This is a genomic window from Exiguobacterium acetylicum (assembly GCF_019890935.1).
GTDB classification, from domain to species: Bacteria; Bacillota; Bacilli; order Exiguobacteriales; family Exiguobacteriaceae; genus Exiguobacterium_A; species Exiguobacterium_A abrahamii.
This window is the reverse complement of the sequence record NZ_CP082333.1, coordinates 1900510-1924812: the sequence shown is the minus strand read 5'-3', so window position 1 is coordinate 1924812 and position 24303 is coordinate 1900510. Positions and strand designations below refer to the sequence as shown.

At 47.0% G+C, this 24303-nt stretch carries 25 protein-coding genes; 21 read left to right on the top strand and 4 right to left on the bottom strand.

Annotated features, from left to right (window positions below; genetic code table 11):
* Positions 1-242 precede the first annotated feature (242 nt).
* The 10 genes from panB to nth all read left to right on the top strand — a co-directional run bounded on the left by panB (position 243) and on the right by nth (position 9741).
* Complete coding sequence (gene panB, locus K7G97_RS10115) at positions 243-1082, top strand: 3-methyl-2-oxobutanoate hydroxymethyltransferase (protein ID WP_223040513.1); 840 nt, start codon at positions 243-245, stop codon at positions 1080-1082.
* Positions 1079-1909: a pantoate--beta-alanine ligase gene (gene panC, locus K7G97_RS10110; protein WP_223040512.1), complete on the top strand. Its 831-nt coding sequence runs from the start codon at positions 1079-1081 to the stop codon at positions 1907-1909. Before panB ends, panC begins: the two co-directional genes overlap by 4 nt.
* Positions 1910-1911: 2 nt before the next feature.
* Positions 1912-2295, top strand: coding sequence for an aspartate 1-decarboxylase (panD, locus tag K7G97_RS10105; RefSeq protein ID WP_029341994.1), 384 nt, complete (start codon positions 1912-1914; stop codon positions 2293-2295).
* Between the two features lie 105 nt (positions 2296-2400).
* Positions 2401-5214, top strand: coding sequence for an ATP-dependent DNA helicase DinG (gene dinG, locus K7G97_RS10100; RefSeq protein ID WP_149427575.1), 2814 nt, complete (start codon positions 2401-2403; stop codon positions 5212-5214).
* A gap of 62 nt (positions 5215-5276) precedes the next feature.
* Positions 5277-5447, top strand: a complete 171-nt coding sequence (locus K7G97_RS10095; RefSeq protein ID WP_012370646.1) for a YpmA family protein — start codon at positions 5277-5279, stop codon at positions 5445-5447.
* Positions 5444-5911, top strand: coding sequence for a hypothetical protein (locus tag K7G97_RS10090; RefSeq protein ID WP_195864817.1), 468 nt, complete (start codon positions 5444-5446; stop codon positions 5909-5911). Before K7G97_RS10095 ends, K7G97_RS10090 begins: the two co-directional genes overlap by 4 nt.
* A 14-nt stretch (positions 5912-5925) precedes the next feature.
* Entirely contained in the window at positions 5926-7107 is a 1182-nt protein-coding gene (locus K7G97_RS10085) for a pyridoxal phosphate-dependent aminotransferase (RefSeq protein WP_214854399.1), read from the top strand.
* Between the two features lie 29 nt (positions 7108-7136).
* Positions 7137-8426 (top strand): asparagine--tRNA ligase, encoded by a 1290-nt coding sequence (asnS, locus tag K7G97_RS10080; protein ID WP_195864819.1) that lies wholly within the window; start codon positions 7137-7139, stop codon positions 8424-8426.
* A 75-nt stretch (positions 8427-8501) separates the two neighbouring features.
* The gene (locus K7G97_RS10075; RefSeq protein ID WP_023468616.1) at positions 8502-9080 is read left to right on the top strand and encodes a DnaD domain-containing protein; all 579 of its coding nucleotides are present in this window, start codon (positions 8502-8504) and stop codon (positions 9078-9080) included.
* A gap of 4 nt (positions 9081-9084) precedes the next feature.
* The gene (nth, locus tag K7G97_RS10070; protein ID WP_223040511.1) at positions 9085-9741 is read left to right on the top strand and encodes an endonuclease III; all 657 of its coding nucleotides are present in this window, start codon (positions 9085-9087) and stop codon (positions 9739-9741) included.
* A 39-nt stretch (positions 9742-9780) separates the two neighbouring features.
* On the opposite strand, the gene K7G97_RS10065 is transcribed toward nth, so the two are convergent.
* Both K7G97_RS10065 and K7G97_RS10060 read right to left on the bottom strand, forming a co-directional pair.
* Positions 9781-10695 (bottom strand): DUF3800 domain-containing protein, encoded by a 915-nt coding sequence (locus K7G97_RS10065; RefSeq protein ID WP_023468614.1) that lies wholly within the window; start codon positions 10693-10695, stop codon positions 9781-9783.
* A gap of 175 nt (positions 10696-10870) precedes the next feature.
* On the bottom strand, positions 10871-11173 hold the full coding sequence (locus tag K7G97_RS10060) for a DUF1798 family protein (RefSeq protein WP_023468613.1): 303 nt from the start codon (positions 11171-11173) through the stop codon (positions 10871-10873).
* Positions 11174-11247: 74 nt separating this feature from the next.
* Here K7G97_RS10060 and recU point away from each other — a divergent pair, with 74 nt between their 5' ends.
* The 7 genes from recU (at position 11248) to K7G97_RS10025 (ending at position 19702) form a co-directional block, all read left to right on the top strand.
* The gene (gene recU / locus K7G97_RS10055; protein WP_223042021.1) at positions 11248-11874 is read left to right on the top strand and encodes a Holliday junction resolvase RecU; all 627 of its coding nucleotides are present in this window, start codon (positions 11248-11250) and stop codon (positions 11872-11874) included.
* Positions 11875-11894: 20 nt separating this feature from the next.
* A complete protein-coding gene (locus tag K7G97_RS10050) occupies positions 11895-14576 on the top strand; it encodes a PBP1A family penicillin-binding protein (RefSeq protein ID WP_223040510.1) in 2682 nt (893 codons plus the stop codon).
* Between the two features lie 97 nt (positions 14577-14673).
* Positions 14674-16938, top strand: a complete 2265-nt coding sequence (locus K7G97_RS10045) for a DEAD/DEAH box helicase (protein WP_223040509.1) — start codon at positions 14674-14676, stop codon at positions 16936-16938.
* Between the two features lie 17 nt (positions 16939-16955).
* Positions 16956-18140 (top strand): ribonuclease H-like domain-containing protein, encoded by a 1185-nt coding sequence (locus K7G97_RS10040; protein ID WP_262415734.1) that lies wholly within the window; start codon positions 16956-16958, stop codon positions 18138-18140.
* A complete protein-coding gene (locus K7G97_RS10035) occupies positions 18137-18697 on the top strand; it encodes an SLOG family protein (protein WP_035396855.1) in 561 nt (186 codons plus the stop codon). Before K7G97_RS10040 ends, K7G97_RS10035 begins: the two co-directional genes overlap by 4 nt.
* A 5-nt stretch (positions 18698-18702) precedes the next feature.
* Positions 18703-19017: a cell division regulator GpsB gene (gene gpsB, locus K7G97_RS10030; RefSeq protein ID WP_023468607.1), complete on the top strand. Its 315-nt coding sequence runs from the start codon at positions 18703-18705 to the stop codon at positions 19015-19017.
* 130 nt (positions 19018-19147) lie between these two features.
* Positions 19148-19702, top strand: coding sequence for a hypothetical protein (locus K7G97_RS10025; RefSeq protein WP_223040508.1), 555 nt, complete (start codon positions 19148-19150; stop codon positions 19700-19702).
* 44 nt (positions 19703-19746) lie between these two features.
* Here K7G97_RS10025 and K7G97_RS10020 read toward each other — a convergent pair whose 3' ends face one another.
* Both K7G97_RS10020 and K7G97_RS10015 read right to left on the bottom strand, forming a co-directional pair.
* Entirely contained in the window at positions 19747-20064 is a 318-nt protein-coding gene (locus K7G97_RS10020; protein ID WP_023468605.1) for a hypothetical protein, read from the bottom strand.
* Between the two features lie 33 nt (positions 20065-20097).
* Complete coding sequence (locus K7G97_RS10015) at positions 20098-21672, bottom strand: FAD-dependent monooxygenase (RefSeq protein ID WP_058712938.1); 1575 nt, start codon at positions 21670-21672, stop codon at positions 20098-20100.
* Between the two features lie 88 nt (positions 21673-21760).
* Here K7G97_RS10015 and yvfG point away from each other — a divergent pair, with 88 nt between their 5' ends.
* The 4 genes from yvfG (at position 21761) to K7G97_RS17585 (ending at position 24177) form a co-directional block, all read left to right on the top strand.
* The gene (gene yvfG, locus K7G97_RS10010; protein WP_023468603.1) at positions 21761-21982 is read left to right on the top strand and encodes a protein YvfG; all 222 of its coding nucleotides are present in this window, start codon (positions 21761-21763) and stop codon (positions 21980-21982) included.
* A complete protein-coding gene (locus K7G97_RS10005) occupies positions 21979-22590 on the top strand; it encodes an NUDIX hydrolase (protein WP_023468602.1) in 612 nt (203 codons plus the stop codon). The genes yvfG and K7G97_RS10005 overlap by 4 nt, the downstream gene beginning before the upstream one ends.
* A 60-nt stretch (positions 22591-22650) precedes the next feature.
* Entirely contained in the window at positions 22651-22860 is a 210-nt protein-coding gene (locus tag K7G97_RS10000; protein ID WP_023468601.1) for a hypothetical protein, read from the top strand.
* Between the two features lie 663 nt (positions 22861-23523).
* Complete coding sequence (locus tag K7G97_RS17585; protein ID WP_223040507.1) at positions 23524-24177, top strand: 3D domain-containing protein; 654 nt, start codon at positions 23524-23526, stop codon at positions 24175-24177.
* Positions 24178-24303: the final 126 nt, after the last annotated feature.

Below are 24303 nucleotides of genomic sequence, written 5' to 3'. Positions count from 1 at the left end.
GAATCAGACGGTTTGCAGAGAGCTTTTCCCGTCATGTATAATAAAGCCACGGATGGTATCCGCTTGCCGGAACCATACCGAATTGACAGGTGCCAGTTTTAGCTGTTTCAACTGCCTTGATCTTAACGGACAGGGACAGAAGGACGATATTCAATTATTCCGCCTTCTTTTCCGCATGCATTTATTTTGGAGAAGAAGGCGTTTTCCTTTTGTCCTCCCTACACACGTAAGGAGAGAACACGATGCACACAATGAGTCCATTACTCAAAAAACAACAAGCTGGAGAGAAGCTCGTCATGTTGACGGCGTATGATTATCCTTCAGCAAAACTATCAGAGGCAGCAGGAGTTGATATGTTGCTCGTCGGCGATTCCCTCGGGAACGTCATCCTCGGCTATGACTCAACGATTGCTGTCACGGTCGACGACATGGTTCATCATGCGCGAGCGGTACGCCGCGGCGCACCACAGACGTTCATGATCGTCGATATGCCGTTCGCAAGCTATCACGGTTCATTTGATCGCACGCTTGAATCAGCAGCGCGTATCTTCCAAGAATCGCAGGCAGATGCCTTGAAGCTGGAAGGGGCAGGGGAGATTTTAAAGACGATTCGTCGTTTGACGGACGCTGGGATGCCTTGTGTCGCGCATCTCGGATTAACACCACAATCCGTCGGTGTCCTTGAAGGATTTAAAGTCCAGGGGAAATCACTAGAAGCAGCCGAACAACTGATTGCAGACAGTTTGGAAGCAGAGCGTGCCGGAGCGAAGATGCTCGTCCTCGAATGTGTGCCGCATCCGCTCGCGAAACGCATTCAAGAGCTCCTCTCGATTCCGGTCATCGGCATCGGTGCCGGTGCAGACGTCGCCGGCCAAGTACTTGTCTATCATGACATCTTGACGTATGGTGTCGGTCGTTTACCGAAGTTCGTTAAAGCGTATACGGATTGGAATACTTCAGGAACGGAAGCAATCGCTACTTACGTCAAAGACGTCAAAGCCGGTGCCTTCCCTGAACTAGCACATTCGTTCCAGATGGACGAAGAATTGATTGGTGCGCTTTATGGAGGGACTAAAGAATGAAAATCATCCAGGACGTCCAGACGTTACGCGAATGTTTAGCGGGAGTCGGTTCAATCGGTTTTGTACCGACGATGGGATTCTTGCATGAAGGGCATGCCTCCTTGCTCAAACAAGCACGACAAGACAATGATGTCGTCGTCTTGAGTATTTTCGTCAACCCGACACAATTCGGACCAAACGAAGATTTGGATCGTTATCCACGAGACGCGGAACGAGATCAGAAGATTGCGGAGGCAGAAGGGGTCGATTACCTGTTCTATCCGACGAACGAGACGATGTATCCGCTGGATATGGCCCGTGTTACGGTCCGCTCTGGTGATGATGTCTTATGCGGCGCATCACGACCAGGACATTTTGATGGAGTCTTGACGGTCGTCAGCAAACTATTGAACGTCGTCCGTCCAACCCGTGCATATTTCGGTTTAAAGGATGCACAACAGCTCGCATTGATTGAAGCGTATGTCGCTGATTACTTTGTTCCGGTTGAGATCGTCCGTTGCCCGATCATTCGCGAAGCGAATGGTCTAGCGAAATCGTCACGTAATGTCTATCTATCGGAAACAGAGCGGGCGCAAGCACCGGGAATCCAGCAGGCGTTGCAACAAGCGAAACAAGCACTCGATCAAGGGGTGCCTGTTGAAACGGTTCTCGATCGGACGCGCGAAGCACTTCAATTCGAAGGGACGACGATCGATTACGTCGAAGCTGTCGACTATCCATCACTAGGACCCGTTACGGAACAAACGACGACGATTCTCTTAGCTGTCGCCGTGCAGTTTGCATCGGCACGCTTGATCGATAATTTACTATATACGAGAGGAGCATGACGATGTTACGCACATTCATGCACGCTAAACTACACAAAGCCCGGGTCACCGAGGCAAACTTACACTATGTTGGTTCGATTACGATCGATGAAGATTTACTCGATGCTGTCGGGATTCTTGAAAATGAAAAAGTCCAAGTAACGAACAATCAGAACGGTGCACGGATTGAAACGTATGCGATTAAAGGTGCTCGCGGTTCAGGTGTCATCTGTTTGAATGGTGCGGCAGCTCGCCATTTCCAAGTCGGAGATGAGGTCATCATCATGGCGTACGCGCAACTATCGACGGAAGAAATCGCGACACATGTTCCAAAAGTGGCTGTTCTAAATGAACAGAACGACATCAAACAAATGTTGTCTCAAGAAATCGCCCACACGATCTTATGAAATTTTAGAGACCCGATCATGTCAGCGGGTCTCTTTTTTTGTTAAGATGAAGAATGAGATGCCATCCGGTCATGGAGAGGATGGATAAAAGGTGGAGGATCAGTGTTGAAGAAAAAGTACGTCGTAGTCGACCTGGAAACGACAGGTCATTCCATAAAGGCTGGCGATGAGATGATTGAGATCGGCATGGCGGTCATTGAAGATGGACAGTTGACAGAACAATTGTCTGCCTTCGTGCGTCCGACCCAACCGATTCCTCCATTCATTTCCCAGTTGACGGGCATCACGGATGAGGATGTCAAAGAGGCCGAGACATTCGATGTCATCGCACCGCGTGTCTTATCATTGCTCGACGGTGGTGTCTTCGTCGCACATAATGTGCAGTTCGATTTAAACTTCTTAAACGATGCGTTAGAAGAGGAAGGATACTTGCCATACACAGGTCCTGTCATTGATACAGTCGAACTCGCACGAATCTTGCTTCCGACAGCAGAAAGCCACGCGCTGTCGCATCTGTCAGAGTCATTACACCTCGCCCATCAAGAAGCGCACCGGGCAGGGAGTGACGCTTCGGCGACGGCTGAATTGTTGCTTGAACTACTCAAACGACTACATACGTTGCCGCTTGAGACATTGAAGCACTTAAGACGGTTATCACCGCGCCTGTTCAGTGCCATCGAAGAGGAAATCGACCATGCGATTCGTTTAGTCGGCATCGAGGAGGATTCACAGTTTGATCGTTTTCGAAAAATCGCTTTGAAAAAGCGTCAGACGATCGAACGCTTAACACATCCGCCCGTTCTAGAACCGTTCGGACCATTCGTTGATGAATTGAATGCCGTGACGTTCCCTCGTCTATTCGAAGGATATGAAGAGCGACGTGGGCAGCTCGAGATGATGCGTCATGTCTATCAATCGCTCGATCAAGAAACCCCGTTACTCGTCGAAGCGGGAACGGGAACCGGGAAATCGCTCGGTTATCTTGTTCCGGCAGCGCATTACGCGCTCGAACATGAAGTCCCGATTGTCGTCAGTACGCACACGATTCAATTACAGGAGCAACTGTTCGCGCGTGATTTACCGCTCTTGCGTCAGCTGTTCGATGCGCCGGTCCAGATTGCATTGCTTAAGGGACGAAGTAACTATATTGATTTACGGAAGTTCGAATTTTTCTTGAATGATCAAGAGGATGCTTATAACTTCACGCTCGCAAAAGCGATTCTGCTCGTCTGGTTGACGGAGACGGAAACAGGAGATTTAGAAGAAGTCAGCTTACCAGGCGGTGCAGCGCAAGGCAATATCGGCATCAAACAGTTGATCCAGTCTGATAGCCAATCGCAGCTCGGACGATTTGATCCGTGGTACAGCCGAGATTTTTTCCAACATGCGATTCGCCAAGCAAAGGATGCGACGATCATCGTCACGAACCATGCCTTGTTGTTTAGTGACCTGCAGTTCGAAGCAGGGGTCTTGCCGAAAGGAAGTCCATTGATTCTTGACGAGGCACACCAAATCGAAGAAGTCGCGAGCCATCATTTTGGTCTCGTCTTTGATGGACATACGTTTGATCGTCTGTTCCGACAACTCGGGTATTCGTCCGATAAAAAATTATTACACCGCTTGCTTGATCTGTCGGAAGAATGGGACATCGCCGAGATGGTCGAAGCCCATAGTGAGACGGTCGATGAGGCGTTGACGACGTTGCTCGAAGAGGCAGACGGTCTATTGATGATCATTCAAGCATACGGGCTTGAACTGGCTTCCCGCAAAGCACGACGGGAAGGAATGGTCAGCATTCGCTTCAAGCGACTCGACCGTTCGATGCGTGCCGTTCAGGAAAGTGCCAAGCGGGTTGAATTGGTGTTGCGGCGTTTGCGTCAAGCAATCCGGGCGATCCATAAACTGTTCCATGAACACCGGGAGCAGATGAGTTATCGCGAACGTTCACTCGTCGCAGATTTAAAAGCGATCACGTCACAAATCGAAGAAGCGGAGCTCGCCATCTTCGAGACGATGCTTGCCCCGCACGATGAGACAGTATCTTGGATCGAGACGTCTGTTAAGAATCGAAAACTGACGCGGGTCTACACACAACCAATCGACATTTCAGAGCGACTGCGACGGGACGTCTTTTCGAAACGGACGTGTATCCTGACGTCTGCGACGCTGACTGTCTCGAACAAGTTCCAGTTCATTGAGAACCGTTTAGGGCTCGATGCGTTTGAGACACGTCGTTTCGTCGTTCCGTCGCCGTTCGGATATGCCGATAACGTGCGATTGATGATTCCGACGGATCTTCCACTCCTACAGGATGTACCATTGCCGGAATTTGCAGAGACGATTGCGGAAGCCATCTTACAAATTGCAGAGGTGACGGAAGGACGGATGCTCGTCTTATTTACCTCAAATGATTTACTTCGACTGACGCATGAAGCGACGAAACCGTTGTTACCTGACCGATTTACGTTACTCTCGCAAGGGGTCACGCAAGGTTCACGGCAACGACTGATGAAACAGTTTAAGCAACTTGACGCCTGTATCTTGTTCGGGACGGCTAGCTTTTGGGAAGGAGTCGATATCCCAGGAGATGATCTCAGTTGTCTTGTCATCGTCCGACTACCGTTCGCGCCACCGGACCAACCAATCGTTCAGGCACGCTCGGAACGGATCGAAAAACTCGGGAAATCATCATTTTTCGAATACAGCTTACCGCAAGCAATCATTCGCTTTAAGCAAGGCTTTGGTCGCTTGATCCGGACGACGAACGACCGAGGTGTTGTCTTCGTGCTCGATCGGCGGATTGAGACAACGCGTTATGGAAAACGGTTCGTCACGAGTCTGCCGAAAGTGCCTGTTTTATCAAAACCGCTTGATGAACTGACAGCAGAACTAGAATTGTTCTTGAATGATGGCGATTGAGTCTATTCAGATAAACCCTATCGCATTATAATAGATAGAGAAAAATGAGGGAGGACATACAGATGGATTCAAAAATTGAAACACTTGCGACCGTCAAAGTGAACCGCCATGACGATACGTATAAAATCGTCGACTTGTTGAATCGGACACTGAAAACGGAAGATTTAATGTTCGGTCTTGCTCTCGATGAAAAAGACAAGGAGCAGATGGTCTTTACCATCTACCGCACATGAAGTGGAAAATCACGCTTGGTCTGCTAAGTGCACTCATCCTTTTGACTGTACTTGGCACCGCCGTTTATCAGGTGACGATCGCTGAGGCAAAAGACCGGGAACAGAGCGTCGCCGAACAAGCAGAGGCGCGTCTGAAAAAAGAACTCAAACCGACGGACGTCCGGTTCGAATCTGTCTTTAACGGGAAACGTCAATATGTCGTTTTTAAGATGAAGCAGAACGGACAGGCGGTACGGGCGTTCGTACCGAAAAAAGGAACGATTGAGACACGACCAGTTGCTGATGGTATTGCCATCAAAACGGTCATCGCAGATCATCCGGAACTAGGAGACATCGTGTCTGCTAAGTACGGCTTTGAGGATCGTGCCGTCATCGAGATCGTTTCAAAGACGACGACAGGCTATGATTATTCGTATTACACGTATCAAGAAGGTTCTTTCATCAAACGATTACGAATTAAGTAAAGGGAGTGGGCGACATGTTATCGAAACGCGTACGACAATTGACACCATCTACGACGCTAGCCATCACAGCGAAAGCCAAGGCACTACGTGAAGAAGGTCAAGACATCATCGGTTTAGGTGCGGGAGAGCCCGACTTCAATACACCGGAATTCATCATCCAAGCAGCATTCGAGGCAGCAGAAGCGGGCGATACGAAGTATACGCCGTCCGGCGGAACGGTCGCCTTGAAGGATGCAATCATCGAAAAGACACGCCGTGACTTATGGATGCCATACGAACGCTCAGAAGTCATGGTCGCTTCAGGAGCAAAGCATGCACTATCAACGTTGTTCCAAGCGATTCTCGATCCAGGCGATGAAGTCATCGTCCCGGCACCATACTGGGTCAGTTATCCAGAGCAAATTAAACTCAGTGACGGCGTACCGGTCATTTTAGAAACGGACGAATCGTCTCGCTTCAAAGTGACACGGGAATTGCTCGAGCAACACATTACCCCAAAAACGAAAGCACTCGTCTTGAATTCACCATCGAATCCGACAGGAATGGTCTATTCGAAAGAAGAGCTCGAGATGGTAGCCGATGTTGCGATCAAGCACGATCTACTCGTCATCAGTGACGAGATTTATGAAAAGTTGCTCTATAACGGTGCAACACATATCTCGATCGCGTCCTTGCCAGAGATGCGCGAACGGACGGTCATCATCAATGGTGTCTCGAAGTCCCATGCGATGACAGGCTGGCGGATCGGGTATGCAATCGGACCGAAGGAAATCATCTCAGCGATGACGAACTTAGCGAGCCATTCGACGTCGAACCCGACATCGATTGCGCAAGCGGCATCGGTTGCTGCGTATGCAGAAGGTGATGCACCGGTCGAAGCGATGCGTGTCATCTTTGAGGAACGACTTGAAAAAATCTATGCACGACTCATCGAGATCGAAGGATTAACGTGTCTGAAGCCAGAAGGGGCATTCTACTTGTTCCCACATGCAAAGCAAGCTGCCGAGATGTGTGGATTCGATAATGTCGATGACTGGTGTACAGCTGTTTTATCTGAAGCGAAGGTCGCCTTGATTCCAGGTTCAGGATTTGGTGCACCGGACTATGTCCGCCTATCTTACGCGACGGATCCGGCACGTGTCCTAGAGGCACTCGACCGGATTGAAGGATTCATCACGGCACATACAGCCGTTTAATAGAGAGAGGATGTTGACTGTTGAAAGCAATGATTCGAGATGTAAATAAATTTGTAGGAGAAGAAGTGACGATCGGGTGTTGGTTAGCAAACAAACGCTCAAGCGGTAAAATCGCCTTCCTCCAACTTCGGGATGGCTCTGGATTCATGCAGGGTGTCGTCGTCAAAGAAACAGTCGGCGAAGACTTATTCAAGCAAGCAAAAGGCTTAACGCAGGAATCATCACTATGGGTGACAGGTGTCATCAAATCAGATGGCGGTCGGACAGCGATCGGTCATGAAATGGAAATTTCAAAAATCGAAGTCATCCATGAAGCGATCGATTATCCGATCACACCAAAAGCACATGGAACGGACTTCTTGATGGACAACCGTCACCTCTGGTTGCGTTCAAAGCGCCAACATGCGGTCATGGTCGTTCGGAACGAATTGATTCGTGCGACGTACGAATTCTTTAACCAAGAAGGATTCATCAAAGTGGATCCGCCAATCTTGACAGGTAGCGCCCCAGAAGGAACAACAGAATTGTTCCATACGAAATATTTCGATGAAGATGCGTACCTTTCACAATCGGGTCAGCTTTACATGGAAGCGGCAGCAATGGCACTTGGAAAGGTCTTCTCGTTCGGTCCAACGTTCCGTGCTGAAAAATCAAAAACACGTCGTCACTTGATCGAATTCTGGATGATGGAGCCTGAGATGGCATTCCACGATCACGAGATGAACCTCGAAGTCCAAGAAAACTATGTTTCGCACCTTGTACAATCGGCACTGAAAAACTGTCGTGCGGAACTTGAGTTGCTTGGACGTGACTTGACGGTCCTTGAAAACATTAAAGCACCGTTTCCACGCGTCAAGTACACGGAAGCAATCGACATGCTCAAGGAGCAAGGATTCGACGATATCGAATTCGGCGATGACTTTGGTGCACCACACGAGACAGCAATCGCAAACAGCTTCGCACGTCCTGTCTTCATCACGCACTGGCCAAAAGCAATCAAACCGTTCTACATGAAAGAAGATCCGGAAAACCCAGACTTCGTCTTGTGTGATGATTTGATTGCACCTGAAGGATACGGGGAAATCGTCGGTGGTTCACAACGTGAAGAAGATCATGAAAAACTCCTCGCTGAGATGAAGAAACATGGTCTTGACGAGACAGGTGCTTATAAATGGTATCTCGAAACACGTCAATACGGTTCTGTTCCACACAGTGGCTTCGGTCTTGGTTTAGAGCGGACAGTCGCTTGGATCACAGGTGTCGAGCACGTTCGGGAAACAATTCCGTTCCCACGTTTGCTAAACCGCCTCTATCCATAAGCAGTAAGGAAAAACATCGACCCATCGTCTCGACGGGTCGATTTCTTGTTTAGACTAGAGAATCGAGGAAATACGATGAATCATAATTTAGTGCAATTATTCGAGGAAGGGACGGTCGTCTTACCGAAACGATTGTTCACCGAGGCAAAACGGTTAGGCATCAGTTTTGTCGAGTTCACGTTAATTGGTCAATTGTTTGCTTGCCGGGCAGAAGGTATGGAGATGCCGTCACCGGAAGAGTTAAGTAATCGACTTGGACTATCCGAGACGGAAACGATCGAAACGACACTCGGTTTATTACAAAAAGGATTACTGGCAATGGAGAACGTTAATGGTTCTGAACGTTATTCGCTTGTTCCGCTTTACGAAAAACTGATGGCACCACCGGAACAGGAAGCACCGAACTTTGATACGATCAATCCGTCCGTCTTCCAACAATTCGAGCGTGAACTCGGGATGATGTCACCGTTTCAGATGGAGCAGATCATTCAGTGGCTGACGATCGAGAACATTTCGGAGGAACTGGTGCTTGCCGCACTTCGAGAAGCGGTCTATCATAATGTCCGCAAAATGACCTATATCAATCAAATTTTACGGACGTGGGAACGTGAAGGGATCAAGACGCTTGAGGATCTCGCAGGGCGGGGAGGTTAAGGAGATGTTACGAAAGGCAGAAATCGATCGGATTGAAGCAACGTTAGAAGAGATGTTTCCGGATGCATTTTGTGAGTTGATTCATCGTAACCCGTTTGAGTTGGTCGTAGCGGTTGCACTCAGTGCACAAGCGACCGATGTACTTGTCAATCAGGTGACACCTAGGTTGTTCGCAGCGTATCCGGATCCTGATTCGCTTGCTGCGGCACCCGTCGAGGAAATCGAGGACAAAATCAAACGACTTGGATTGTACCGAAATAAAGCCAAAAACATCAAAGCGCTTGCGGCACAACTCCTTGCGAAACACGACGGAGAAGTCCCGTCGGAACGCGCCGGGCTCGAAGCCTTACCTGGCGTTGGACGCAAGACGGCAAACGTCGTCCTGTCTGTTGCTTTCGATGTACCGGCATTTGCGGTTGATACACATGTCGAACGTGTCTCGAAACGCCTTGGGATCTGTCGCTGGAAGGATAATGTCACGCAGGTCGAAGCGACACTGATGCGTCGCTTCAAACGGGAGCGGTGGTCAAAGCTCCATCACCAATTCATCTTCTTTGGACGTTATCACTGCAAGGCACAACGTCCGAACTGTGAAGCGTGCCCGTTACTCGACATGTGTCGAGAGGGGAAAAAACGGACAAAAGGAATAGCTACACCATAAAAAAAGTGGATCCGAGACCGGATCCACTTTTTTTGCATATCATCCATTCCAAGGAGTATCGGACCATTCACGACGCTTTTTCGTGATCGGTACTTTTTTGAAGCCCCAGTTTCGGAAATCTTGGTCCGGACTATCGCGTCGAATGTAAATCTTATCTTTGATGGCTTTAAAAATCCGGTTTTCGTCCCCATAATGGACAAACCGCGGTTTTACCTCGATGACACCACGACGGACGCGAGATAAAGGTAAGCAGACCAAGTCGGCAATCTCAAGACCAGATTGGTAGAGGTCGCTGTCTTTTTCAGCAAAGATGAAGCCTTTGATTTTTTGACGACTTTTTTCGACGTCGAGATGGACCGTTCCCGAATTGAAGATATCGAAGAACGCCTTTTGAATAAGCAAGTTCTGATAATCATCACGGCTTTCAAGAACGACACGCGCACTCGTTGCTTCTGTCTCATCGAGGAAGGAATAAAACGACTTCATCAGATGGGCGAAGGCAACGACATACGGATCCTTCGGTGTCGAGAAGAAGTCTTGTAGCTTCTGTTTATCGACTTCGACGCTGACGATCGTACAATCGATATCAACTAAAAATTCCGGCAAGGCGATCCAGAAATGTCGTAACATATCAATCGTGATGCCATCTTCTTTACCATACGGATGCTCAGCTTTTAAAATCTCCTTCAAATGAAGAGGAATATGCGGATCTTCAAAAACTTTTGCCTTAAAATCCATCAAACGTTGACGAAGCGGACTTGGTTCACCGGTCTCGTCCGAATCGATGGCATATTTATATTCCATCAAGACACCCGTTAAGTTGAATTGTGTATTCCCTTTTGGTGTCCCAGTTTCATCAACGAACATGATGTATTTCTTCGGGGCAGGGGTTGAATTCTTAGGAAATCCTTTGACGTCAACGCCTTTGACGTTCGATTGTACCCGTTTGTTCAAATGAATCTCCTCCAATTGCACAATAATTACACAGTCTTTTCGAAAGAAATGCTCTTGATGCCACTTTACACGCTAGGCGGCTGAAAAGCTATAGCCTGATAAGTGAAACCGTAGAAACATTCTCTCGTATGATTAGGTGTTCGACTTAAGGAAGATAATTCCTGTTTTTTAATCGTTATTCTTCACCATTCATCAAGCGATCGATATAACGAACGGATTTAATCGTTTCATTGAAGCGTTTCAGACTCGTTTTCGGTTGAAATGCTTGAACGGAAATTTGCTTCAGTTGATCCACGGCGCTTTCGACCATGCTAGGTCGTAAGTAAGGACTATCTTGGGCATTCGTTTGCCACTGTGCAATCAGTTGATCCGCTCGTTCAACGAACGGTACAACGTCTCGATTGAAGTCATATTCGGTTCCGGCACGTCCTTCTTGATAAATACGTTCAATCTCTTGTAATAACGGTTCAATTGTCATTGGTTTTTAACTACTCCTCTCGGCCGATACGGTACAATCACATATCATGGTACAATAAACGCGATAGGAGGGGAATCGTTTTGAATTACCCGAATGGGAAAAAATTTCAAAAGCCACTCGAGTCGCATGGATCCCGAATCAAGAAGGCGCGATCAACCGATTCCACCTTTTCGAATCGAGGGATGACGCTCGAAAAATTATTGAATGAAAGTAATACGTTTTATCTGACTCATAATCGGGCAATCATTCACAAGAAACCCACTCCGTTACAAATTGTCCAAGTCGATTATCCGAAACGATCGGCAGCGGTCGTCAAGGAAGCCTATTTCAAGCAACCGTCGACGACGGACTATAACGGTGTTTATCGCGGAAAATATATTGATTTCGAAGCGAAGGAGACGACGAATAAAACATCCTTCCCGATAAAAAATTTTCACCCCCATCAAATCGCACACATGCGCCAATGTGTCGAACATGGAGGAATTTGTTTTGTCATCATTCGTTTCAGTCTGTATAATGTGCAATATGTGCTTTCAGTCGAGCACGTGTTCCCCTGGTGGGATCAACTAGAAAGCGGACGAAAATCAATTCCGCTGACGGTCATTGAACGAGACGGTATCAAAGTCGAGACTGGCGCGTACCCTGCCATCGATTATTTAAAGGCAGTGGACGAACTATATTTCAATTCAGACACTTTTTGATTGAAGGAGAAGGATAGCATATGGAAAGAAGTCGTGTCGCACGTCGTGAAGAGACGAAGTCATCTGAGAAAAAGATGAAACGGACGAAACGTCCCCAAAAGAAAAAGTCAGGTGGAGGTTCCGGTGGGAAAGGTCCACTTTGGAAAAAATTATTGCTGATCGCTACCGGATTATTCATCGTCATGATGTTAGTCGGAGGCGGATTTGCTGCTTACGCGATTGCTACGGCACCTGAGCTCGATGAGACAGAACTTCGAGATGCTTTGCCATTGAAAATCTATGCGAGCAATAAGGAAGAGATTACGAAAGGCGGAACGAGTCGAGAATACGTGTCAATCGATGAAGTACCGGAAGTCGTTAAAGACGCATTCATCTCGATCGAGGACCGTCGTTTCTATCAGCACAACGGAATCGATTTCCGTCGTCTGGGCGGAGCCATCATCGCGAACGTGACGGATGGTTTCGGATCGGAAGGAGCGTCGACGATCACACAACAGGTCGTCAAACAATCATTCCTTAGCTTCGATAAAACGGTCACGCGGAAAGTCCAAGAACAATGGCTCGCAATCCGGTTAGAGCAGGACTACACAAAAGATCAAATTTTAGAGATGTACTTGAACAAAAACTACTATGGTCAAAACTCGTTTGGGATTCAGACGGCTTCAAAAGCTTACTTCAACAAATCAGTTGATAAGTTGAATTATGCGGAAGCCGCGATGCTCGCAGGACTTCCACAACGTCCGACGGCATACGATCCAATTAAAGGAGATCCAAAACTGACGAAATGGCGTCAAACACAAGTTCTTGATGCGATGTTGACGACAGGCGTCATCTCACAAGCGCAACGAGACAAGGCAGTCAAACAACCAATTTCAAAATTAATCAATCCAGCGCCGAAATCGACGAAGGATGAATCGTACGACAGCGTCATCTTCGATATGGTATCAAAAGAGTTAGAAGATGATTTTGGTTTAGAAGGAAAAGACATTTATGGTCAAGGGTTGAAGATCTATACATCGATCGATAAACCGATGCATGACTATATGAATGAAGCAATCAAGAAAGACCAAATCGTTCAGTTACCGGAATATGCGGAAACAGCTGCGACAGCGGTCAACACGCAAACCGGAGAAATCCTTGCGGTCGTTGATGGTAAAAATCCAGGTAAAGGAACGGCGCGACGAAACTTTGCGAATGAGCCGCATCAACCGGGATCGTCCGCAAAACCATTCTTCGCTTACGGACCAGCGATCGAAAATGATAAGTGGTCGACTGCAAAACAATTGACGGATAAACCGACAGAAGTCAACGGAAAAGAGATTGGTAACTATTATGATGGATACCGTGGCACGAATACGATCCGCCACTGGTTAAAAATCTCGGCAAACACACCGGCCATCCAAACGTATCAAGAAATCGGCGGTGATTCAGTCGAGGCGTTCGCTGAAAAATCTGGCTTAAAGATGAAAGACGATGAGTCGATTTCGCCTGCGTATGCGATTGGTGGGATGAAACACGGTTTCAATACGACACAGATGGCAGGAGCGTACGCCACACTTGGTAATGGTGGCGATTATATCAAGCCACACGTCATCAAATCGATTGAGTATAGTGATGGATCGAAAATCAAATCACCAATCAAATCGAAAAAGGCAATGGAAGACTATACAGCGTATATGTTGACGGACATGTTGCGTGACGTCTTAAAACCAGGTGGTACGTTCCCGAGTGCTGGATTGTCATTTGATGCAGCCGGTAAGACAGGAACGACGAATGCCTATAAAGATGTCTGGTTCGCAGGATATACATCGGATGTCTCAATCAGTGTCTGGACTGGGACAACGAAATCTGGAAACAACAATGGAGCCGGACTTAGCGGTCCGTACAACAGTACGATGGCACAGCAAATCTGGAAAGACTTCATCACGAAGACACGTGATCGTACGCCAGCACCATTTGAACAACCTAGTTCTGTCCTCAGTATCGGAAACGAATTGTACGTGAAAGGGACGAAGGAACCTGTCGTTGAAAAAAAGACAGTACCCGCTCCGACTGGATTACAAGCATCTTACGATGAAGACACAAAGAGCGGTGAACTGACATGGAACTATAATGACGCTGCGCTTCGTGCCAATGGGTATGACGATGTATCGTTTGAAGTGACGATGACAGATGCTGACGGTGAAACATCAACGATTGGTACGAGCACTACGAATCGAATTGCCATCAATGGTTTAAAACCAGGACGGTCAACGTTCCAAGTCGTAGCGAAAGCGTCTGGCGAGGAATCAGGTCCGGTCTCGACGACGGTAACCGTTACCGATCCTGAAGCAGAAGAACCGACGACGGATGAACCATCGACGGATGAACCGGCGACGGACGAACCATCGACAGATGAACCGACAACGGACGAGCCGGCAACGGATGAACCATCGACGGATGAACCGACGACGGATGAACCATCGACGGATGAACCGACGACGGATGAACCGACAACAGACGAACCGACAACGGATGAACCGGCAACGGACGAGCCGACGACGGATGAACCAACGACGGACGAACCAGCAACAGATGCACCAAATTCGAATGATGGAGCAAACGCGCAAAACAATTCGAATGGTTCGACGGAACGAAACAATTCGAATAATAATGGAAATAATGGTCGTGGAAACGACGCTACGAATTCTACAACACCATAAGCACGACTTTTAAAGAAAGACAAGACCAAAGACGAGTAGTTCGTTCTTTGGTCTTGCCTCTTTTTTTGTATAATGAGAAGTGGAAGGAAGTGAAGGCATGCAAGCGAAACAAACGCTCGTTGCATTTCTCGAAGAATTGAAACAGGACCGCTCGTTCATGGAGCGGATTACGTATATGAAAACGATGGAAGCGACAACTGGGCGTTATGTCGATTTTCCAGAACGACTCCCGGAGCGTTTACGACAAGCCCTTCGCACACGTGGGATCACACAATTGTACCGTCACCAAGGGTTAGCGTTTGAACGTGTACAAGCGGGAGAGTCGACAGTCATCGTCACGCCGACTGCCTCTGGAAAGACCTATTGTTTTAACTTACCGGTCTTATCGCACCTGCTCGAGCATCCGAACGCGCGGGCATTATATCTCTATCCGACAAAGGCCCTCGCACAGGATCAAAATAGTGAATTACTTGAACTGATTGATCAATTAGAGGCGCCGATCCGATGTTTTACCTATGACGGAGATACGTCACCGACGATTCGAACAAAAGTACGAAAAGCCGGTAATATCGTCATCACGAATCCGGATATGCTACATTCCGGCATCCTACCACACCATACGAAATGGATCGAACTGTTCGAGAACTTGAAGTATATCGTCATCGATGAGCTTCACACCTATCGTGGCGTGTTTGGTAGTCATGTCGCCAATGTCATTCGTCGCTTACGACGGATTTGTCGGTATTATGGTAGTGATCCCGTCTTCATCATGACGAGTGCGACGATTGCTAATCCGCAGGAACTAGCAGAACGTCTGGCGGAAAAAACAGTCGGTTTGATTGATGACAACGGTGCGCCAACAGGACGTAAACATTTTCTTGTCTATCAACCACCAATCGTCAACGCACAACTCGGCATTCGGCGTTCTGCGACGCTTGAGACGAAACAACTGGCGATGCGCTTCATCAAGAAAAAGTTCCAAACAATCGTCTTTGCGCGCTCCCGCGTCCGCGTTGAAGTCTTGCTGACGTATCTACGAAGCATCTATCCGCATGAGCTTGGTCCGCGATCGATTGAAGGATACCGGGGCGGTTATTTGCCGAGTGAGCGACGGGATATCGAACGACGGTTACGTCAAGGAGAGATCACCGGTATCGTCTCGACGAACGCTCTCGAACTTGGTGTCGACATCGGTCAACTACAAGTCTGTATCATGAATGGTTATCCGGGAACGATTGCTTCGCTTTGGCAACAAGCAGGGCGTGCAGGGCGCCGTCAAGATGATGCACTAATCATTCTCGTCGCCTCATCCGGTATGCTCGATCAATATGTCGCAGAACGACCAGAGTTGTTCTTGAATCAATCCCCGGAAGCAGCCCGACTCGATCCAGATAATTTGATCATTGCCGTCGATCACGTCAAATGTGCAGCGTTTGAACTGCCTTTTACGAAAGGAGAATCATTTGGAACGCTCGAGACGGAAGATATCCTCGAATACTTAGTCGAAGAGCGTGTCCTGCACGAACGTGGCGATCGATTTTATTGGATGAACGATGCGTTTCCGGCTCATGGAATATCGCTTCGGTCGAGTGATCAAGAGAACGTCATCATCGTCGATCAGACCGAGGTACCGAATCGAGTCATCGGTGAAATGGATACCTTTAGTGCGATGACGTTGTTACATGACGAGGCCATCTATCTTCACGGAGCCGATCAATACCAAGTGGAGCATTTGGATTTCGAAGAGAAAAAAGCGTTCGTCCGTGCCGTGGACGTCGATTATTATACGGATGCTAATTTTTCAGTCGACCTTTCCGTACTCGAAGAAGATGAACAGTATGCAGAGGGAGAATATAGTGTTGCGCGCGGCGATGTCAGCGTCCGGGGGATGGCGACGATGTTCAAGAAGATTAAGTTCGGTACGCATGAGAACATCGGGTCAGGTCCGATTCACCTACCGGAACGAGAAATTCATACGACAGGTGTCTGGTTCACGTTACCCGATCACGCACGCTCTTCGACAGAGCTCGAACAAGTGTTAGAAGGAGTCGCGAATAGTCTCAGACGTGTCGCACCGCTTTATTTGATGTGTGATGCAAGTGACGTCTTCGTCGTGCCGCAAGTCAAGGCGACACACACGCAACAGCCGACTGTATATCTATATGATCGTTACCCTGGAGGTGTCGGTCTCGCGGAGTCGATTTATAAGCAACGTGGTGTCATGTTGCGTGCCGCCCGTGATTCGATCGTCACATGCCCCTGTCAGGACGGTTGTCCAGCTTGTATCGGTCTGGTTGGCGTAGCAGACGAAAAAGAACGAACGATTCAGTTGTTGGCAGAAATGGAGAAGGAATTATCATGAAAAATCGTCTTAGACGTATGCTGAAATCTACATCAGACGCCGCACCGGAGGATCAAGTGTCTTCCGCACCTGAAGTGGAAACGCTAAAGACACCAATCGGATGGACTGACGAACAGCAAGCCTGGATTGATCGTGGGGCCGATATCTTGACGTTTGAGGAAGAGTGGATCGTCAGGATCGACAAGCGATATGCATTAACAGATCGACATGGAGACCGAAGCTTTGCTGAAGTGTATGAGTCCTTACAATTGCCGCATCCGCCGCTTGCGTTAGATGTCCCGCTCGAGCAGGTCATTTTCTTTGATACAGAGACGACCGGATTACGAGGAACCGGAACGACGATCTTTTTACTCGGATTCGCGCGCTTTGAGCAGGGCGGATTGCTGATGCGACAATATTTCTTACCACATCCGCACTTTGAAGCTGCCTTTTACCATCACTTCCTGCACGATATCGGAGATGATGTCCGCTTTGTGACCTATAACGGGAAAAGTTTTGATTGGCCGCAAATCAAGACACGTCATGTCTTCGTTCGGGAACGTGTTCCGCGTTTGCCGAAAGTCGGTCATCTCGATTTACTTCATGTCGCGCGACGAATCTTTAAAGGAATGTATGATTCCTATCGATTGACAGCGATGGAAGAGCGAATCGGATTTGAACGGGAAGGGGATTTACCTGGATTTTTGGCACCGATGCATTACTTTCAGTACGTCGAACACCAGCATCCGGATATCATGACAGGGGTCTTGCAACATCATCTGGATGATTGTCTGACGCTTGTCGGACTCTATGATGCGTGCAACCGACTCGTCACACATCGAGCAGAGGCGCCTTCCCCGATTCAAGAAAACATCGCGATTTGGCTGGCAGATCTCGGAATTCATGAAGGATCACATGCTCATTTTCAGCAAGTCAAAGAACTATCAGCAGAAGGATGGTTGCGGCAAGGTTATTTGCATAAAAAAATGAAGAACCACGAACAAGCTCGAGATTGTTTCTTGAAGAGCGATAGTTATTTAGGGTATGTTGAGCTTGCGAAGTGGGCAGAGCACATTGCAAAAGACCCGGTGCTTGCTTATGATTATACGGAACGAGCACGACAACATGTCGAGCGACATCATTGGTTGATTACTAAAAAAGAACGAATCTTAGCAGAGCTGGATCATCGAGGACGTCGGTTGAAAAGGAAGTGTGACGCGTGAAAGTTGTCGCTATCACAGGATACAAACCCAATGAACTAGGTATCTTTGATCAAAAACACCCTGGTATCCGGGTCTTAAAGGCAGCCTATCGAGAGCGAATCATTCGTTTAATTGAGGATCGAGGTACAGAGTGGTTTATCACGAATGCCTCACCGGGTTGCGAAATCTGGGCATGCGAGGTCGTACTTGAATTAAAGGAAGAGTATCCTCATATTCGTCTCGGTATTCTGTTACCGTTCTTGGAACAGGAAGCACGCTGGAAAGAGCCCGTTCAAGCGCAGTACCTTTCCATTCTTGAACAAGCTGACTTCGTCGAAGCAATCAGCCAGAAACCGTATACGGATCCATCGCAGTTACGTAATAAAACCGAGTTCATGATTCAAAAAAGCCAAGGATTATTGTCGGTTTTTGATGAAGAACATGGAGGATCAGCGAAATTTTTAGTAGAGCGTGCTAGAATAGAAATGGAACAATCCGATTATCAGTTGTTTTTAATTACACAAGATGATTTATCTTGGCTCGAACAAGAATTACAATACAATGATCAGTGGGAGTGAAGAGGATGTATAAGCCATTGTTGACAGCGGACGATATTTACAAAAAGGAATTCAAAACCGGCCTCCGTGGCTATGTCATCGAGGATGTCGATGGATACTTGGATCAAATCATTAAAGATTATGAAGGATTCGAACGTGAAATCGAACGTCTGAAGAAAGAGAACGAGGCGTTAAAACAAGCACCCGCACAACCGGTAAAACGTGAAGAGCGCCGCGTCGAGCAAGCGGAGCCACAAGTATCAAGTTCATCGAACTATGACATGTTACGTCGTATTTCAAATCTAGAGAAGGCCGTTTTCGGACGTCCACACCAAGATTGACGCATCAAAAAAGACATTTCTGTCAGATCAGAAGTGTCTTTTTTTATTTCCTTCTTTTTGAAAGAATCGTCATCTGAATGAAAACGGTGTTAAGATAACTAATAATACATACTACAAAGGATGATGAGCCATGTTACAAGTCATGACTGCTTCTGTTCCTGAACCACCGCGCCGTCGTTTTTTTGCAAGCAAACAAGTGAGTACGACGACGAGTGAAACGGATGCACTCTGTAATGAAATCCGTCATGTTTGTCGTTTTGATTGGATGTTGTTTGATCGGATTCGTCTTTCTGACACGATTGTCATTCCTTTTGCGCTAATCGGACCAAAAGGATTGTTCCTCGTGTTACAAAACGATGCGGTCGTAGAATGGATGACGGAGGAATCTTGCCATGTCACGGATGCTGAGCATGGAAGAAAAGTGTTTGCACCTCATCCCATCCATCGGTCGAAACAAATCGTTCAAGCGGTTCGAAAAACGCTAAAAGAACAAGGGATCATCATTCCGATTCATGGCATCACACTTTTTCCGAATGCACCACAGATGCGGACGGAACGAATTAAATTCCCGACGGGGCACAGCTTTAAAGATGTGCGGGCGTTCATCGTCTCAAAGAAATCCTCTCCTGTTCAAGAGCAAGAACGAAAACAAGTTGCGTTTTATCTCGCGCAACAACAGGAATGAACAAAGGCAGTGAAGCGCTCGCTTCACTGCCTTTTCGTTTGAATTCATCGTCTTGGTCGAGAAGCAAGAATGTCTTCAGCTTGATCCAAGTCTTCTTTCAAGACATACACCGCTACGCGATCATCCAAGTCTTTACTGAAACGTCGGAATAAAAACGAAGTTTTGACGCCGCGTTCGACTCGAATCTCTAAGTCAGCTGCTTCGAGTCGCGCAGCGTCCTTTAATAAATCTTCTCCTTTTTCACCAAATGCTTCCCCGATCAGTGACCATCGAAGGTTTTCCTTCGTTCGTCTGCTGACGATGACGAGAAATGCAATGACTAAAAGAATGATTAAAACCGTTCGAACTAGCTGTATATCCATCTTTGCCTTCACCTCACCTACTATCATACCGAGTTAACGCGCATAAAGTAAACGTTCAACATAGCGGGCGAACGATTTACTTTTCAAACCTTGTTGGCGATACGCGATATAACCGTCAGGGCGAATTAAATATAATCCGGATTGCTTGATGCCAAAGCGTCGTGCCAGTTCACCGCCTTGATCGACGACACCATCCTCTTTCAGGGATTGATGGATCGGTACTGTCTCAAATAGATCGGGATAGGTATAGGCGAGTTCCTTGAATGGCTCAAGAAGATCATCGGTTGCATTTTTTGGTAAGAACAGTAGTAATAAGAAATTCCGATCGGCACGACGTAACAATAGTTCGTTCTTTTTCGTCCGCGGGTGAACGACTTCACTGTAAGGCATCGGTTCGCCTGGTTTTGGTGTCAATGGACTAAAGTGTCCTTGTGTGACGAAGGTCGAACTCGCTGGGTAGTGGCTGTTGAGCTGTGCAATTCGGTTCGTCACGAAATGATGTAAGGGTGCGATCTTAAGACTATTTCGAATGACTTTTTCCTGCAAGGGCAATAAAAAAGGAATATTGATTTGCAAAAGTTCCGTCGCAAGATTGGTTGATCGTAAGATCCCTTGTGCCGCTTCCCGACGTTCGACGCTGTAAGAATCAAGTAACGGAAAACTCGCCTTGAACTGATGGACACACCATAGTTTCCAAGCGAGGTTCATCGCATCAGCAATTCCGGTATTCATTCCTTGACCACCGACGGGTGAATTGATGTGTGCTGCATCCCCGATCAAATAAATCCGGTGGTGACCGAATTTCTCGATGATCCGATTATGGACACGAAACATCGAATACCAATGGACTTTTTTGAGCTCAAACGGTACTTTTGCTCGATTTTGTAAAAAGTCATCAATCGCTTTATGGTCGGTCGGAACAGGTCCGCTCGTTAGATTGCCGGTAATCCGGAACAAGTTCGATTGGAGAGGAAATGACTCGATGACGCCATGATCAGAGAAAAAAATATGAACTTCCTCAGAAGAGAGCGGCCAGTCGACCTCGATGTCAGCTAGTGCCCACGATTCTTTGAACGACTTCCCGCTGAACGGAAGCCCGAGCTCACGACGGACGAAACTGTTTGCACCATCTGCTCCGATGATGAAGGAAGCGTCGACCGTCTCTGTTTCTCCTTTATGTTGTAAGGATGCTGTAACGAATGTTGGAAATTGAGCAAACCCTGTTAATTCTGTTTCGCGCTCGACTACGTGTCCATATGTGGCGAGTTGCGCTTCAAGAATCCGTTCCGTCTCACTTTGAGGCAACAGCGTGACGAACGGAAAAGGTGTATTCAAATCCGTAAAATCAAGTTTTGCCTGCCATGCACCATTGACATAGAGGTTTCCTTGATTGATTTTGATTGCATTCTCCATCAAGTCTTCTGCAACACCCAGTCTTGCGAACAACTCGAGAGAACGCGCTTGAATCCCGATCGCTTTTGAGACGACGGATGGTCCGCTTGCACGTTCGACGATGCGAAAGGATAATCCATAGCGCGAGAGTGCGAGTGCGAGTGTTAAACCGGTTGGTCCGGCACCGATAATGAGGACATCTAATTTTTTATTCACGGATAACCCCCCTTAATTTACATCTTAGCCAAAACTCGTTACCATTAAACTATTGATGACACGCTAGACGTGTGAAAGGATGAAACTTGTGAACGAACAACTTTTTACGACAGAACGATTGATTGCGAATTTTAAAGAATATATCCGTCAGAATGAGGCACATCTGACGAAACGACATGCGTTAAACGCCTATTACAAGACGGTAGCAGGATCGATTTTATCGGACCGGATTGCTAAAAATGCGGATCTTATCGTCCGTATGCGCCATCTGGAAGAAGCGTACCAACATGTTGCACAAGAAGGGCGATGAAACAGGTGAACTTAGCCGATATCCGAAAGCATTACGTAGATTCTGAAGAACGATTACCTCGTCATGCGGCGGCTGTACTCGTTCCGTTAGTCGAGCAGGATGGCGAAGTCTATTTGTTATTTCAAGTGAGAGCCAAGACATTACGTTCGCAACCAGGTGAAATCGCTTTTCCGGGTGGTAGGATCGATGGCGGTGAATTACCGAAAGCAGCAGCTGTCCGCGAAACGGTCGAAGAATTAAATGTCAGTGCTTCTGAGATCGAAGTGATTGGAACGCTTGAACCACTCGTGACACCGAACCGGTCGATCATTTACCCGTATCTTGGTATTCTCCATGCGACAGACTTTAATCCTTCTCCGGCCGAAGTCGATCATGTCTTTCTCGTGTCATTAACGGAATTGATGACTTCGAAGCCAATCAAAGGAGATATGGAGTGGCGGATTCGCCCCGGTAAGGAAGTGCCGACCGAACGCATGGCGAATCGAGAAGCCTATCTGGATCGTACGTATACAGTCACGGAGCACTTTTATGAGCACGGGGATTATCTGATTTGGGGATTAACCGCTAAAATCTTGCGCCAGTTCTTAGCTCAATTGACGCGTGACTAGCTTTTTCGGTCGTTATTTTATATGATTAACTGTAATTGAACGTGTCAGGAGATGAGTCAAATGGAAGAAACAGAAGAGTTATTCGATTATATCGTTGGCGATATGGTAAAAACGAAAGAAGGCTGGGTAGCGGAAGTAACGGCAGTATTGACAAATACGGTCGTTGGTGATGTATCCCACACGAAAAACTTTGAGGCACTCGGCTTAGAGTTTGAAAAACAAGTCTTATTAAAGTCAGAGATCGAATTGTTAGAACGTAAAACAAAATAATACATGGAAGCACACCACATAATTGGTTTGCTCAGACTTAAGACAAAGCGTAATTTTTCTCTTAACGAGAAAGACTGCGCTTTTTTTGTTCATCTCGAATCGTTTTCCTGGGACAAGCATCGCGCCGCTTCACTTCGTTGCAGGATCGCTCCTGCTTGTTTTTCCCTAGGAAGCGATTTCGAGTGAACAAAACGCTTCTCTCCTCTTTCTTTCGGTATAAAAAAGTAGAAACGAAGAAGGAGGAGGACTTTCAATGATGGGTAAGAGAGATCACCATCATATTGGAACAACTGGTTCCGCAGGACCATCTTGTTTGCAAACTCAGCACACCATATAATTGGTGTGTTTTTTTATGTTCATCCAGCGAACTGAATAATAATGAAATCCTACATTCTTTTGATTTTTGAAGAATTGGACAAAATGACTGAAAACATCGAAAAGATACATTTATTACAAAAGAGTAACAAGAGTTAATTCGTAACAGAACGGTTACAAAATATAAAAACGTTGATACACAACGATTGAGAGCGTTTTTTGTAAGCGTGTAACCATTTCGTTACTTTTTGACAGATATATTTCAATTCATAGTGTTCGCTTTTCAAACTATTTGTCACCGTGATACGTTGTGCGGGTCGTAAAACGGCGAGAAAGGTTGGCATCAACATGAAACGAACATCATTCCTTTTATCCCTTTGTTTAGCGGGATTCATATTTATTCTTTTGCCACATCATGAAGCGTCGGCAGCACAAATCGGGATCGGTACGGAGAAAACGATTGTACAAAATCCATTAGAGATGAAGCGTCAAGCTGCTCAAGAGAAGCGTGAACAAGCAGAGGCGAAAAAACAAGCGCGTCTAAAAGCCTTAGCTAAGCAAAAAGTAGAAGCAGAGCAAAAAGCAAAAGCAGAGCAAAAAGCAAAAGCAGTACAAGAAGCCAAAAAGGAAGCACGACAGGTAAAGAAACAAAGTCGAACACAAGCAAACGCTGACCGTTCCACAAAGCGTACGGAAACGTTTGAGACGACAGCATATACGACGAATCCAGAAAACAATGGAAGTCGTTTGTATAATGGTCGTGCCTTAACGGCATCGGGTTATGACGTCACGAATACGATTACATACGAAGGACGTCGCATCGTTGCTGTCGATCCATCGGTCGTACCGCTCGGAACTAAGGTACACGTAGAAGGTTTCGGCGATGCGATTGCGCTCGATACAGGTGGTGCGATCCGCGGGAAAATCATGGATCTTCTTGTCGGTTCAAAACAAGAAGCTTTAGAATGGGGTCGCCGCCAAGTTACGGTGACGTTCGAATAAGAGCAGTATATGGTTAGGCGATGGATAGTTTCCATCGTCTTTTTTGTTTTGAGGAAGAATAAAAGAACGATCTGTTCGATGAAGGATTTAGAAAACAGGGGAAAGAGTGGATGGAATAGGTTTTAG